The sequence below is a fragment of the Pyxidicoccus fallax genome (genome assembly GCF_012933655.1).
Lineage (GTDB): Bacteria > Myxococcota > Myxococcia > Myxococcales > Myxococcaceae > Myxococcus > Myxococcus fallax.
Genome location: NZ_JABBJJ010000009.1, coordinates 73,362 through 89,722 on the forward strand (window position 1 = coordinate 73,362; position 16,361 = coordinate 89,722).

Consider the following 16,361-nt stretch of genomic DNA (forward strand, 5'->3'; position numbering starts at 1 on the left):
ACTGGACGACTCGCAACCGGGCGCGCTCGCCGCCCTCATCAACCAAGTGGATGGCTCCGTAGGCTGAGGGCTGAAGCATCATGAAGAACGTCGAGGACATCTACCGCCTTTCGCCCATGCAGCAGGGCCTGCTGTTCCACACGCTGGGCGCGCCCGGACAGGGCACCTACGTGGAGGTGGTCCACTGGACCTGGAACGGCGAGGTGGACCTGCCCACGCTGCAGCGGGCATGGCAGCGGCTGGTGGAGCGTCACCCGGCCCTGCGCACGGCGTTCTTCTGGGAGAACATGAAGGAGCCGATCCAAGCGGTGCGCCGCAAGGTGGACGCGGTGGCTCGCCTGGAGGACTGCTCCAGCGTCCCTCCCGAGGGACGGGAGGCGCGCTTCGCCGAGGTGCTGGAGCGCGAGGCGCGACAGGACTTCAACCTGTCGGCGGCTCCCCTGGCGCGCCTCACGGTGGTGCGCTTCGGGCCCACGCTCACCCGCTGCATCATCGCCTACCACCACCTGGTGATGGATGGCTGGTCGCTGCCCGTGGGCCTGCGGGAGCTGTTCCTCACCTATGACGCGCTGACCCGCGGCGAGGAGCCGCCGCTGGAGCCGACGCGCCCCTACCGGGACTACATCGTCTGGCTGTCCAAGCAGGAGCGCTCCGAGGCGGAGCACTTCTGGCGCGAGCGGCTGCGGGGCTTCACCGCGGCCACGCCGGTGCCAGCGGACCGGCCCGCGACACCCGACGCGAAGGTGGAGGCGTACGCCGTCGAGTCGCTCGGCCTGGGCACGGCCCTGACGGCGCGGCTGGCGGCCTTCACGCGGCAGCACCAGGTGACGTTGAGCACGCTGGTGCAGGGCGCGTGGGCGCTGGTGCAGGGCCGCTACGCCGGACAGGACGACGTGGCCTTCGGCACCGTGGTCTCCGGCCGGCCGCCCGGCCTTCCCGGCGTGGACACCATGCTGGGCACCTTCATCAACACCCAGGTCACCCGGGTCCGGCTGCCCTCGGGCAGCACCGTGCTGCCGTGGCTGAAGGCCTTGCAGACCGAGCTGCTCGCGGCCCGCGCCTTCGAGCACGTGTCGCTGGTGGACGTGCAGGGCTGGAGCGAGGTGCCGCGCGGACAGCCGATGTTCGACACCCTGGTCATCTTCGAGAACATGCCGCGCCGGGGGCTGTCGCCCGAGATGACGGCCCGGCTGCCCGTGGACGGCTTCGCCCGCACCGGCGCGCGCACGGGCTACCCGCTCATCTTCACGGTGCTGCCGGATGCCTCGGAGACGGAGCTGTGCTTCACCTTCGACGCCGGCCGCTTCGATACCACCACCCTGCGGCGGATGCTGGGGCACGTGGCCACGCTGCTGCGCTCCCTCGTGGAAGCGCCCGAGGCGAAGCTGGCGGACGTGTCCATGCTGCCGCCGGAAGAGGCCCGGCGGCTGGCGGAGTGGAACGACACACGGGTGGAGTACCCCGCGGACGGGAGTCTGCACTCGCTCTTCGAGGCCCAGGCGCGCCGCACGCCTGACGCCGTCGCGCTCCAGTTCGAGGACTCGCGGCTGACGTATGCGCGGCTCGACGCGCGGGCCAACCAGTTGGCGCACCAGCTGCACTCGCTGGGGGTGGGCCCCGAGAGCCGGGTGGGCGTCTGCCTGGAGCGCTCGGTGGAGATGGTGGTGGCGCTGCTGGGCGTGCTCAAGGCGGGCGCCGCCTACGTCCCGCTGGACCCGGGCTACCCCCAGGAGCGGCTGGCCTTCATGCTGGCCGACTCCGAGCCTCGCGTCCTGCTCACCCAGCAGCACCTGCTGGCCCGGCTGCCCTCCTCTTCCGTCCCGGTCCTCTGCCTGGACTCGCAGTGGCCCCTCGTCGCTCAGCAGCCCGAGTCGTCGCCCGGAGTGACAGTCACGCCGCGCGGCCTCGCCTACGTCATCTACACCTCCGGCTCCACGGGCCGCCCCAAGGGCGCCATGAACGAGCACGGCGCCGTCCTCAACCGCCTGCACTGGATGCAGCAGGCGTATGGGCTGGGGCCCGGGGACTCCGTCCTCCAGAAGACGCCCTTCAGCTTCGACGTCTCCGTCTGGGAGTTCTTCTGGCCGCTGATGACGGGCGCGCGGCTGGTGGTGGCCCGCCCGGGTGGACACCAGGAGCCCAGCTACCTGGCCCGCCTCATCGCCTCCGAGCGCATCACCACGCTGCACTTCGTGCCGTCCATGCTGCGCGCCTTCCTGGAGGAGCCCGGGCTGGAAGAGGCGTGCGCGTCGGTGCGCCGGATTGTCTGCAGCGGCGAGGCGCTGCTCGCGGAGCTGGCGCGCCGGTGCCTGGAGCGGCTGCCCCACGTGGGCCTGCACAACCTCTATGGCCCCACCGAGGCCGCGGTGGACGTCACCGCGTGGACGTGCCAGCCGGGTGACACGCGCACCTCGGTGCCCATCGGGCGCCCCATCGCCAACACGCGCATCCACCTGCTGGACGCCTCGCTGCGCCCGGTGCCGCCAGGCGTGCCTGGAGAGCTGTTCATCGCCGGCGTGCAGGTGGGGCGCGGCTACCTCGCGCGGCCTGGGCTGACCGCGGAGCGCTTCCTTCCGGACCCGTTCTCCCCAGAGCCGGGTGCGCGCATGTACCGCACCGGCGACCTGGCGCGCTGGTTGTCGGATGGCACGGTGGATTACCTCGGCCGGCTCGACTTCCAGGTGAAGGTGCGCGGGCTGCGCATCGAGCTGGGGGAAATCGAAGCGGCGCTGGCCGCGCTGCCGGAAGTGCGAGAGGCGGCGGTGCTGGCGCACAAGGGCATCGCTGGCGACGCGCGGCTGGTGGCCTATGTGGTGCCGCGCGACGCCGGTCCGGTGGACTCGGGTTCCCTGCGGGAGGCCCTGCGCAAGACGCTGCCCGAGTACATGGTGCCCTCGGCTTTCATGGCCCTGGAGGCGCTGCCGCTGTCTCCCAACGGCAAGCTGGACCGCAAGGCCCTGCCCGTGCCGGAAGCGGCGGCGCGGACCGCCACCTACGAGGCGCCTGCCACGCCTACCGAGGAGCAGCTGGCCTCGCTCTGGGCCGAAGTGCTGGGCGTGGAGAAGGTCGGCCGTCACGACGACTTCTTCGCGCTGGGCGGCCATTCGCTGCTCGCCACCCAGGTGGCGTCTCGCGTGCGCAAGTCCTTCGGGGTGGAGCTGCCCGTGCGCGCTCTCTTCGGGGCGCCCACCCTTGCCCTGCTCGCCACGCGTGTCGAGGAAGCACGGCGGGAGCGTGAGAAAGAGCGGCGTCCTCCGCTCGTGCCCGTGCCTCGGACTGGCACCCTGCCGCTGTCCTTCTCCCAGCAGCGGCTGTGGTTCCTCGACCAGCTCCAGCCGAACACCCCCGTCTACAACATCCCCATCGCGCTCCGGTTGGACGGCGCGCTGGATGTGGGCGCGCTGGAACGTGCCTTCACGGAGCTGATGCGACGCCATGAGGTGTTGCGCACCACCTTCCAGGAAGGCCCCGTCCAGCTCATCCACCCACCCGCGCCCATCTCCCTGCCGGTGGTGGACCTGTCCTCCCTGCGGGAGACGGAGCGCGAGGCGGAGTGTCAGCGGCTCACCCGGGAGGAGGCGCGACGTCCCTTCGACCTCACCCGGGAGCCGATGCTCCGCGCCGCGCTGCTGCGCCTGTCCGGGACGGAGCATCTGCTGCTGCTCACGCTGCACCACATCGCGTCCGACGGCTGGTCCCTGGGCGTGCTGGTGCGCGAGGTGGCCGCGCTCTATGAGGCCTTCATCCAAGGCCAGCCCTCGCCGCTGCCCGAGCTGCCCTTGCAGTACGCGGACTACGCGTCGTGGCAGCGCGCCTGGCTGACGGGCCCCGCCCTCCAGTCCCTGCTGGACTACTGGCACCAGCGGCTTCACGGCGTCGCCACCCTGGAGCTGCCCACCGACAAGCCCCGCCCTGCCGTGCGCGGCAACGCGGGCGCCTCGCTCGGCTTCGCCCTCTCGCGCCAGCTGCTCGACGCGCTCAAGGCCCTGGCGCAACAGGAAGGTGCTTCGCTCTTCATGGCCCTGCTGGCCGGCTGGCAGGTGCTGCTCTCGCGCTACTCCGGCCAGACGGACATCAGCGTCGGCTCTCCCATCGCCGGCCGTACCCGCCAGGAGACCGAGCCGCTCATCGGCTTCTTCGTCAACACCCTCGTGCTGCGCACGCGGGTGGAGGGCGGCCAGTCCTTCCGCGCGCTGCTGCGGCAGGTGCGAGACACGGTGCTGGAGGCCTATGAGCACCAGGAGGTGCCCTTCGAGAAGCTGGTGGAGACGCTGCAGCCCCGGCGCAGCCTCAGCCACTCGCCCCTCTTCCAGACGCTGCTGGCCCTGCAGAACATGCCCATGGGCCCGCTGCGGCTGCCCGGGCTGACGCTCTCCCTGCGCGAGCTGGACACGCCGGCCGCCAAGTTCGACCTGAGCGTCTTCTTCACCGAGACGCCCCAGGGCCTCGACGGCACGCTGGAGTACAGCACCGAGCTGTTCGAGCCGCGGACGATGGCCCGCCTCGTGGAGCACCTGCGCGTACTGCTGGAGGGCGTGGTGGCCCGGCCCGAGCAGCGCGTCGGCGTGCTGCCCCTGCTCACCGCCGGGGAGCGCCAGCAGCTGCTCGTGCAGTGGAACCAGACGGAAGCGCCCTACCCGCGCGAGGCCACCCTGCACCAGTTGGTGGAGGCGCAGGCGAGGAAGACGCCGGAGGCGGTGGCCGTCATCAGCCCGGAGCGGCGGCTGACGTACCGGCAACTGGACGAGAAGGCCAATCAGCTGGCCCACCGGCTGCGCCAGCTGGGAGTGGGGCCCGAGGTAAAGGTGGGGCTGTGCGTGGAGCGCACGGCGGACTTGGTGGTGGGCGTGCTGGGCATCCTCAAGGCCGGCGGCGCCTACGTCCCGCTGGACCCGAGCTACCCCCAGGAACGGCTGGGCTGGCTGCTGGAGGATGCCCAGGGCCCGGCGCTGGTGGCGCACTCGCACCTGCTGGCCGCGCTGCCGCCCCACGGCGCGCACGTCGTTTGCCTGGATTCGGACGAGGCGCTGGCCCGGCAGCCCACGCACGCCCCCCACCCGGTGGGCGTGTCCCCGAGCAGCCTAGCCTACATCATCTACACCTCGGGCAGCACGGGCCGGCCCAAGGGAGTGATGGTTGCGCACCGCAACGCGGTGGCCTTCGTGCAATGGGCGCTGGACACCTTCGAGCCCGAGGAGCTGAGAGGCACGCTGGCGGCGACGTCGCTGAACTTCGACCTGTCGGTCTTCGAGCTCTTCGCCCCGCTGGCCAGCGGCGGCAGCGTGGTGATGGCGCGCAACACGTTGCACCTGGCGGAGCTGCCCACGGCCCACGAAGTCACCCTCGTCAATACGGTGCCCTCGGCCATGGCCCAGCTGGTGGCGCTGGGGGCCGTGCCGGCCGGAGTGCGGGTCGTCAATCTCGCGGGAGAGGCGTTGCCGGAGCCGCTGGCGCGGCAGGTGTATGCGGTGCCGACGGTGCGGAAGCTCTACAACCTCTACGGCCCCTCGGAGGACACCACCTATTCGACGGGGACGCAGGTGGGGCGTGAGGAGGAACCCACCATCGGTAGGCCGCTGGCCAACACGCGCGCGTACGTGCTGGACGATTCCCTGCAGCCCGTGCCGGTGGGAGTCGCGGGGGAGCTGTACCTCGCCGGAGAGGGCCAGGCGCGAGGCTACCTGCTGCGCCCGGAGCTGACGGCGGAGCGCTTCGTGCCGGAGGTGCATGGCCCCGCGGGCAGCCGCATGTACCGCACGGGAGACCGGGTGCGGTGGTTGGCCGACGGCACGCTGGAGTACCTGGGCCGTGCGGACTTCCAGGTGAAGCTGCGTGGCTTCCGGATTGAATTGGGCGAGGTGGAGTCAGCCCTCCGGAGGCACCCGTCCGTACGCGAAGCGGTGGCCGTCGTGCGCGAGGACACCCCCGGCGACAAGCGGCTGGTGGCCTACGTCGTGGCCAAGGAAGGCGACACGCTGGACGTCTCCTCGCTGCGCCAGGCCCTCAAGCAGCGGCTGCCCGAGTACATGGTGCCCGCCACCCTCACCCTGCTGGAGGCGCTGCCGCTGACGCCCAATGGCAAGGTGGACCGCAAGGCCCTGCCCGCGCCCCAGGCGCCAGCTTCCGCGACGGGCGCCTACGTGGCGCCGCGCACGCCCCTGGAGCAGCAGCTCGCCGCGCTCTGGGCGGAGCTGCTGCATGTCGAGCGCGTGGGAGTGCACGACGACTTCTTCGAGTTGGGAGGCCACTCACTGTTGGCCACTCAGCTGGTGGCGCGCCTGCGGGCCGGTTGGGGCGTGGAGCTGCCCCTGCGCGCCCTCTTCGATACACCCACGCTGGGCGCGCTCACCGCCCGGGTGGAAGCCCTGTCGCTCGACTCCGGGGGAGCCGTGACGGCACCACCGCTGGTGCCCGTGCCCCGGAGCGGGCCGCTGCCGCTGTCCTTCGCCCAGCAGCGCCTGTGGTTCCTCGACAGGCTGGAGCCGGGAAGCCCCTTCTACAACATGCCCTTCATCCTCTGGATGGATGGCACCCTGGAACCTGGTGCGCTGGAGCGCGCCCTGACGGAGTTGGTACGGCGCCACGAGGTGCTTCGCACCACCTTCCAGGAGGGGCCGGCCCAGGTCATCCAGCCACCGCCGCGGCTGTCCCTGCCCCTGGTGGATCTGTCCTCACTGCCCGCGGACATGCGCGAGAGCGAGGCCCGGCGGCTGGCCCAGGAGGATGCGCGGCGTCCGTTCGACCTCACCCGGGGGCCGCTGCTGCGCGCCACCCTGCTGCGCATCCACGAATCGCGGCACCTGCTGCTGCTCAACCTGCACCACATCGTCTCGGACGGCTGGTCCCTGGACGTCCTGGTGCGTGAATCCGCGGCGCTCTACGCGGCCTATCGTGAAGGCCGTACCTCTCCGCTACCCGAGCTGCCCGTGCAGTACGCGGACTACGCGGTATGGCAGCGGAGCTGGTTGCGGGACGAGTCCCTGGAGGCGCGGCTCTCCTGGTGGCGCGAGCACCTCGCGGGAGCGGCTCCCGTCCTGGAGCTGCCCACGGACTTCCGCCGTCCCACCACGCAGGGGTTCCGCGGCGCCGTCCTCACCCGCGTGCTGCCGCGCCAGCTGGCCGGCTCGCTCCACGCACTCTGCCGCCGCGAGGGCACCACCCTCTTCATGGCCCTGCTGGCCGGCTTCCAGGTCGTACTGTCGCGCTACTCCGGGCAGGAAGACTTCCTCGTCGGGACCGACATCGCCAACCGCGGCCACGCCGAGACCGAAGGCCTCATCGGCTTCTTCATCAACCAGCTCGCCGTGCGGGCCCGGCTGGACGGCAATCCCTCCTTCCGCGAGCTGCTCGACCGCGTGCGCTCGGCCACGCTCGGCGCCTACGCACATCAGGAGCTGCCCTTCGAGGAGCTCGTCAAGGCTCTCAGTCCCGAGCGGAACCAGGGCCACGCGCCCCTCGTCCAGGTGAAGCTGGTGCTGCAGAACCAGCCCGCCTCCGAGCTGACCGTCCCGGGACTCACCCTTCGCGCTGAAGCGCTCGACCTGGGGACCTCGCGCCTGGACCTCACGTTGTCCGTGAGGGAAACGGCGCAGGGCCTGGAGTGCTCGTGCGAGTACCGCACGGACCTCTTCGAGGCGGCCACCGTCGACCGCCTCGTGCGGCACCTGGGCGTGGTGCTGGAGGCCGCGGTGTCCCAGTCCACGACTCCGCTGTCCGCACTGCCCCTCATGGACGAGGCCGAGCGGCGTCAGGCGCTGGTGGACTGGAATGACACCGAGCGCGACTTCCCCCGCGACGCTTGCGCCCACCAGCTCTTCGAAGCCCAGGCAGCCCGCACGCCCGATGCCGTGGCACTGCGCTTCGAGGGCCAGTCCCTCACCTATGCGCAGCTCGACTCGCGCGCCAATCAGCTCGCCTGGCACCTGCGCTCCCTGGGCGTCAGGCCTGAAGTCCCTGTCGCGCTGTGCCTGGAGCGCTCGCCGGAGATGGTGGTGGCCATCCTCGCCATCCTCAAGGCCGGCGGTGCCTGGGTGCCCCTGGACGCCAGCTACCCGGTGGAACGCCTGACGTACATGCTGCGCGACTGCGCCGCCCCGGTGCTCGTCACCACCCAGGCCATCGCCGATGAGCTGCCCTCTGGTGGCGAGCAGCTCGTCCTGCTCGATGTGGATGCCAGCCTCATCGCCGCGCAGCGCACTTCCGCGCCCGAAACGCTCACCCGCGCCAGCAACCTGGCCTACATCATCTACACCTCGGGCAGCACCGGCAGGCCCAAGGGCACGCTGCTGCAGCACCGCGGCCTGTGCAACACCGCGCTCACCGCCGCGCGCGAGCATGGCTTCCACCCCGACAGCCGCGTCCTCCAGTACGCCGCCTTCGGCTTCGACGCCTCGGTGGCCGAGATTTTCGGCACCCTGCTGGCTGGCGCCACCCTGGTGCTCGCGCCGCGCGAGCGGCTGCTGCCCGGTGCTCCCCTGGGCGCCCTGCTGCGCGAGGCGTCCATCACCGCCGTCACCCTGACGCCCTCCGTGCTGGCGCAGATGACGCCGGAGGACTTCCCCGCGCTGGAGACGCTCATCTCCGCGGGCGAGGCCTGCACGCCCGAGCTGGTGGAGCGCTGGGGCGGCCGGGTGCGGCTGCTCAACGCCTACGGCCCCACGGAAGTCACCGTGTGTGCCACCCTCTCCGAGCCGCTGCGGCCCGGAGCGCGGCTCACCATCGGCCGGCCCTGGGCCAACGTGCACGTGTACGTGCTGGACGCGCAGCTGCGGCCCGTGCCCGTGGGCGTGCCCGGAGAGCTGTGCGTGGACAGCGTGGGTCTGGCGCGCGGCTACCTCGGCCAGGCGGACCTCACCGCCGAGCGCTTCGTCCCCAATCCCTTCAGCGCCACGCCGGGCGCCCGCATGTACCGCACGGGAGACCGGGCGCGGTGGCTGGCCGACGGAACGCTGGAGTACCTGGGCCGGGCGGACTTCCAGGTGAAGCTGCGTGGCTTCCGGATTGAGTTGGGAGAGGTGGAGTCGGCCCTCCAGCAGCACCCGTCCGTGCGCGAGGCGGTGGCCGTCGTGCGCGAGGATGCCCCCGGCGACAAGAGGCTGGTGGCCTACGTCGTGGCCGAGGAAGGCGACACGCTGGACGTCTCCTCGCTGCGCCACGCCCTCAAGCAGCGTCTGCCCGAGCACATGGTGCCCGCCACCGTCACCCTGCTGGAGGCGCTGCCGCTGACGCCCAATGGCAAGGTGGACCGCAAGGCCCTGCCCGCGCCTCAGGCGCCAGCTTCCGCGGCAGGCGCCTACGTGGCGCCGCGCACGCCCCTGGAAGAGCAGCTCGCCGCGCTCTGGGCGGAGCTGCTGCATGTCGAGCGCGTGGGCGTGCACGACGACTTCTTCGAGTTGGGAGGCCACTCGCTGCTGGCCACCCAACTGGTGGCACGCCTGCGAGCCGGCTGGGGCGTGGAGCTGCCCCTGCGCGCCCTCTTCGATGCACCCACGCTGGGCGCGCTCACCGCCCGGGTGGAAGCCCTGTCGCGCGATTCCGGGGGGGCCGTGACGGCACCACCGCTGGTGCCCGTGCCCCGGAGCGGCCCACTGCCGCTGTCCTTCGCCCAGCAGCGCCTGTGGTTCCTCGACAAGCTGGAGCCCGGAAGCGCCGCCTACAACGTGCCCTCCGTGCTGCGGCTGGAGGGCCCGTTCGACGTGGCCGCACTGGAGCGGGCCTTCACGGAGCTGGTGCGCCGCCATGAAATCCTTCGCACCACCTTCCCGGACGAAGGCGGCGTCGCCGTGCAGGCCGTGGCACCTCCAGGGCCCTTCCGGCTCACGGTGGTGGACCTGCACGAGCGGGAGGACCGCGAGGCGGAGGCGTGGCGGCGGGTCCGAGAGGAAGCCGCGCGCCCCTTCGACCTGGCGCGCGGGCCGCTGCTGCGCGTCACGTTGCTGCGCCTCTCCCAGGAGCAGCACCTGCTGCTGCTGACCCTGCACCACATCATCAGCGACGGCTGGTCCGCGGGCGTGCTGGTACGGGAGCTGGAGGCCCTCTATCAAGCCTTCACCGCCGGCAGGCCCTCACCGCTGCCGGAGCTGCCCCTCCAATACGCGGACTATTGCTTCTGGCAGCTCGCATGGCTGCGTGACGAGACACTGGAGTCACAGCTCACCTATTGGAAGCAGCACCTGGCCGGGGCGCCGCATGCGCTGGAGCTGCCCACGGACTTCCCGCGCCCGCCCGTGGCCTCGTCTCGGGGAGCGAGCGTCAGGTTCCAGCTTTCCGAGGCGCGCTCCCGCGACTTGCAGGTCCTGTGTCAGCGGGAAGGCGTCACCTTGTTCATGGCCCTGCTCGGCGCCTTCCAGGCCGTGCTGGCCCGCCACTCCGGTCAGGAGGACATCGTCGTCGGCACGCCCATCGTGGGCCGGCGCTTCACCGAGCTGGAGGGGCTGATTGGCCTCTTCATCAACACGCTCGCCCTGCGCACACGCCTGGATGGGGACCCGCCCTTCCGTGAGCTGCTCGGCCGCGTGCGGGAGGCGACGCTGGGCGCCCACGCGCACCAGGACATGCCCTTCGAGAAGCTGGTGGAGGAGCTGCGTCCGCAGCGCGACCTGGGCCGCTCGCCCCTGTTCCAGGCGATGCTCGTCCTCCAGAACATGCCCGAGGCTCGGCCGTCCCCAACGCACGGGCAGGCCGGGCTCCGCATCCACTCCGTGGAGCTGGAGAACGACACCGCCAAGTTCGACCTCACCCTGAGCTTGAGCGAAACGCCCGAGGGATTGCAGGGCGAGTTGGGGTACCGCACGGACCTGTTCCGGGAAGAGACCATCCGCCGGCTGGCCGGCCACCTGTACACGTTCCTCGAGGCCGTCACCGCCAACCCGGGGCTGCGATTGTCCGAGGTGCACCTGCTGACGGCCGCCGAGCAGCGCCAGCTCCAGGTGGACTTCCAGGGACGGGACGAGGCGTACCCGCGGGGAGTGTGCCTGCACACGCTCATCGAGGCCCAGGTGGAGCGCACGCCGGACGCGGAGGCGGTGCGCTTCGAGGACTCGACGCTGACGTACGCGCAGCTCGACGCCCGCGCCAATCAGCTCGCGCACCACCTGCGCTCGCTGGGCGTGGGGCCCGAGACACGCGTGGGCGTGTGCCTGGAGCGCTCGCTGGAACTGGTCGTGGCCCTGCTGGGAGTGCTGAAGGCGGGCGGCGCGTACGTGCCGTTGGACCCGGCGCATCCCCAGGAGCGCCTCGCCTGGATGATGGAGGACCTGGACACCCCGGTCCTGCTCACCCAGGAGTGCCTCCGTGGCGTGCTGCCTCCGCACTCCGCCCACGTGCTGTCCCTGGACGGTGAGTGGGACACGGTGGCGAGGCAGCCCTCCACGCGTCCCGCGCTCCTGGCGGGCCCTGAGTCCCTGGCCTACATCATCTACACCTCCGGCAGCACGGGCCGTCCCAAGGGGGCGATGAACGCGCACGCGGGCATCGTCAACCGCCTGCTCTGGATGCAGCAGGAGTATGGGCTGACGGCGGCCGACTCGGTGCTGCAGAAGACGCCCTTCAGCTTCGACGTGTCGGTGTGGGAGTTCTTCTGGCCGCTGATGACGGGAGCGCGCCTGGTGCTGGCGCGGCCCGGTGGGCACCAGGACCCCGCGTACCTGGTGAAGCGGATGGGCCAGGAGCGCATCACCACCGCCCACTTCGTGCCGTCCATGCTGCGGGCCTTCGTGGAGGAGCCGGGACTGGAGGGGCTGACGAGCCTGCACCGCGTCGTGTGCAGCGGCGAGGCGCTGCCGGCCCCCGTGGTCCGCGCCGCGTACGCCCGGCTGCCGGTGGCACAGGTCCACAACCTCTACGGCCCCACCGAGGCCGCGGTGGACGTCACGTACCACGCGTGCCCGCGCCAGGATGCGGGGGCCACGGTGCCCATCGGCCGCCCGGTGGCCAATACCCGCATCCACATCGTGGACAGCGACGGGCAGCTCGCGCCGGTGGGAGTGCCGGGCGAGCTGCTCATCGGCGGCGTGCAGGTGGGCCGGGGCTACTGGCGCCGGCCGGACCTGACGGCGGAGCGCTTCGTGCCGGACCCCTTCAGCACCGTGCCGGGCGCGCGGCTGTACCGCACGGGAGACCTCGCCCGCTGGCTGCCGGACGGCACGGTGGAGTACCTGGGCCGGCTCGACTTCCAGGTGAAGGTGCGCGGCTTCCGGATTGAACCAGGCGAAATCGAGGTGGCCCTGCGCGACTTCCCCGGCGTGCGCGACGCCGCGGCCCTGGTGCGCCAGCACGCGCCGGGAGACACGCGGCTGCTGGGCTACGTCGCCGCGCCAGCGGACCTGGACCTCCAGGCCCTGCGCTCGCACCTGCAGCGGCGGCTGCCGGAGTACATGGTGCCCTCGGCACTGGTGCGTCTGGAGGCCCTGCCCCTGTCCGCCAACGGCAAGCTGGACCGCCGCGCCCTGGCGGCCGTGGAGGCCCCGGCCCCGCAGCGCGCCTACGTGGCGCCTCGCAATGCGCTGGAGCAACAGGTGGCGGACCTGTGGGCCAAGGTGCTGCACGTGGAGCGCGTGGGCATCCACGACGACTTCTTCGAGCTGGGCGGCCACTCGCTGCTCGCCACCCGGCTCATCGCCCGCGTCCGCACCGCGTTCAACGCCGACCTCTCCCTGCGCGAGCTGTTCATGTCTCCGACGGTGGAGGCGCTCACGCGCGTCATCGAGGCGGCCATGCGCTCGGGGCTCGGCATCCAGCGGCCTCCGCTGAAGCCACAGCCGCGCACGGACGCGCTGCCGGTTTCCTTCGCCCAGCAGCGCCTGTGGTTCCTGGGCCAGCTCGATCCGGACAGCCCTCTCTACAACATGCCGGTGGCGCTCCGGGTGGAGGGGCGGCTCGACACCACTGCCCTGGAGCGCAGCCTCGTCGAGCTGGTCCGCCGTCACGAGACGCTCAGGACCACCTTCCGCGAGGACCCACAGGGCCCCGTTCAGGTCATCCACAGCGAGGCCACCCTCTCCCTGCCGGTCATGGACCTGTCCGCCCTGGCCGAGCCGGAGCGGCGGGCCGAGGCCCTGCGGCTGGCGCGCGAGGAGACGCTCCGGCCCTTCAACCTGAGCCAGGGTCCGCTCCTCCGGGCCGCCCTGCTGCGACTCGGTGAGCGCGAGCACGTGCTGTTGCTGACGCTGCACCACATCGTGTCCGACGGCTGGTCCATGGGCGTGGTGGTGCGGGAGATGGCGACGCTCTACGCCGCCTTCACCGCGGGCTCGAGCTCGCCGCTGCCCGTGCTGCCCGTGCAGTACGCGGACTTCGCGGCATGGCAGCGTGGTTGGCTGCAAGGGGAGACGCTCGAGGCGCAGCTCGGCTGGTGGCGCGAACAGCTCGCCGGGGCCCCGCCTGGACTGGAGCTGCCCACCGACAAGCCACGCCCGTCGGTGCAGACCTCCCGGGGAGCGACGCTGCCCGTCCACCTGCCGGCCCCGCTGGCCGAGACGCTGGAAGCACTCTGCCGCCGGGAAGGGAGCACGCCCTTCATGGCGCTGCTCGCCGGGTTCCAGCTCCTGCTCAGCCGGTATACCGGGCAGCAGGACATCGTCGTGGGCTCACCCGTGGCGGGGCGGGATGAGACAGCGCTGGAAGGGCTCGTCGGCTTCTTCATCAACACCCTGCCCCTGCGGGCGCGGGTGTCCGGCGAGGACTCGTTCCGGACCCTCCTCGGCCGCGTGCGCGAGGCGGCGCTGGGGGCCTTCGCGCACCAGGCCGTGCCGTTCGAGCGGCTCGTCGATGCACTGAAGCTGGAGCGCAACCTGGGCCGGCCGCCGCTGGTGCAGGTGATGTTCGCGCTGCAGAACGCTCCCGTGCCGGAGCTGGAGCTGCCCGGATTGACGCTGCGGCCCCTGGAAGCACCCGAGGCGCTGGCCAAGTTCGAGCTGGAGCTGAACCTCTCGCGCACGGCCGACGGCTACACCGGTGGGCTCACGTACAACACGGACCTCTTCGAGGGGGCGACCGCCGCGCGGATGGCGGCCCACTTCCGCTCGCTGCTGGAGGCCCTGACGGCACGGCCCGAGGCACGGCTCTCCGAGGTCTCCATGCTGGGCGCCGGGGAGCGCCAGCAGCTCCTCGTGGACTGGAATGCGACGGCGTCCACGTACCCGCGCGCCTCCACGCTGCCCGAGGTCTTCGCCCAGGTGGTGGCCCGCTTCCCGGACAAGGTGGCCCTCGAGTTCGGCGATGCGAAGCTCACCTACCGCCAGCTCGACGAGCGCTCCAATCAGCTCGCGTGGCACCTGCGCAAGCTGGGCGTGGAGACCGACTCGCGCGTGGCCCTCGCGGTGGACCGCTCGCTGGAGCTCATCATCTCGCTGGTGGGCATCCTCAAGGCCGGCGGTGCCTACGTGCCGCTGGACTCCGCCTATCCGCGGGAGCGACTCGCGGCCATGGTGGAGGACTCACGCCCCCGCGTCCTCCTCACCACCCGCGCCCTGTTGGAGAAGCTGCCCTCCGAGGGCCTTACCCCCGTGGTGCTCGACGAGGTCTCCCTCTCCGGCGAGCCCACGCACGCGCCGGCGCTGGCGGCCCTGCCCCAGAGCCTCGCGTACATCGACTTCACCTCGGGCTCCACCGGCCGGCCCAAGGGCGTGGGCACTCCGCACGCCGCCGTGCTGCGCACCCTCTTCGGCGTCGACTACGCCCACCTCGGGCCGGACGAGACGTTCCTGCTCATCGCCCCCGTCTCCTTCGATGCCTCCACCCTGGAGCTGTGGGGCCCGCTGCTGCATGGCGGCCGGCTCGTCGTCTTCCCGCCCCACTCGCCCTCGGACGCGCTGGAGCTGGAAGCCGTCCTGCTCGAGCACGGTGTCACCACGCTGCACCTGACGTCCGGCCTCTTCACCCAGGTGGTGGACAACCACCTCTCCGGCCTGCGTACGGTGAAGCAGCTGCTCACCGGAGGTGACGTGGTGAGCGCGCCGCACGTGCGGCGGGTGCTGGAGGAGCTGCGCATCCCGGTGACGGCCTGCTACGGCCCCACCGAGGGCACCCTCTTCACCTCCTGCCACCGCATGACGGACGTCGCCCACGTGGGCGCTTCCGTCCCCATCGGCAAGCCCATTGGCAATACCCAGGTGTACGTGCTGGACGCCTCGGGCCAGCCAGTCCCCATGGGTATCACCGGAGAACTCTTCGTCGGCGGCGATGGTGTCGCGCGCGGCTACGTGGAGCAGCCGGCCCTCACCGCCGAGCGCTTCGTCCCCGACCCCTTCAGCTCCATCCCCGGTGCCCGCCTCTACCGCACCGGAGACCTGGCCCGCTGGCGCAAGGACGGCGTGCTGGAGTTCCTCGGCCGCATCGACGCCCAGGTGAAGGTGCGCGGCTTCCGCATCGAGCCAGGCGAAATCGAGGTGGCCCTGCGGACCTTCCCCGGCGTACGCGAGGCCGCGGCCCTGGTGCGCCAGCACGCGCCGGGGGATACGCGGCTGCTGGGCTACGTCGCCGCGCCAGCGGACCTGGACCTCCAGGCCCTGCGCTCGCACCTGCAGCGGCGGCTGCCGGAGTACATGGTGCCCTCGGCGCTGGTGCGGCTGGACGCCCTGCCCCTGTCCGCCAACGGCAAGCTGGACCGCCGCGCCCTGGCGGCCGTGGAGGCCCCGGCCCCACAGCGCGCCTACGTGGCGCCTCGCGATGAGCTGGAGCAACAGGTGGCGGACCTGTGGGCCGAGGTGCTGCACGTCGAGCGCGTGGGCATCCACGACGACTTCTTCGAGCTGGGCGGCCACTCGCTGCTCGCCACCCAGCTCCTCATGCGCGTGCGCTCCACCTTCCAGGTGAAGCTGCCCGTGCGTGGCCTCTTCGAGCAACCCACCGTCGAGGGCATGACGCTGCTGCTGCTGGAGGCCCTGTCGGAGGGCATGGACGCCTCCGAGCTGGATCGTCTGGTCGAGGAGCTGGACGCGTCCGGAGGCTCCTCATGAAGATCTTCCTCTCCAAGAAGCGGCCGGGCGAGCCACGAGCCACAGGCACTCCATCATGAGCGACATCAAGAAGAAGCTCGCGGCACTGAGCCCCGAGAAGCGCGCGCTGCTGGCGAAGCACCTCCAGCAGAAGGCGGCGCGGAACACCCCGCCCCCGCCGGGCCGCCGGCCGCCGGGAATGGCGCCACCGCTGTCGTACGCCCAGCAACGCCTGTGGTTCCTGGACCAGCTCGAGCCCGGCACGTCCGCCTACAACATCCCCCTGGGGCTGGACCTGGAGGGCCCGCTGGACGTCCAGACCCTGGAGCGCGTCCTCGCGGAGCTGGTGCGCCGCCACGAGGCGCTGCGCACCACCTTCCGGGACGAGGGTGGCACACCGGTCCAGGTCATCCACCCGCCCGCCCC

At 71.7% G+C, this 16,361-nt stretch carries 2 protein-coding genes; both read left to right on the plus strand.

Going from position 1 to position 16,361, the window contains the following annotated elements; genetic code table 11:
* Positions 1-80 precede the first annotated feature (80 nt).
* A complete protein-coding gene (locus tag HG543_RS03360; protein WP_169343178.1) occupies positions 81-15,956 on the plus strand; it encodes a non-ribosomal peptide synthase/polyketide synthase in 15,876 nt (5,291 codons plus the stop codon).
* A 55-nt stretch (positions 15,957-16,011) separates the two neighbouring features.
* Positions 16,012-16,361, plus strand: a 350-nt coding sequence (locus tag HG543_RS03365) for a condensation domain-containing protein (RefSeq protein ID WP_169343179.1), incomplete at its 3' end; no start/stop codon positions are given.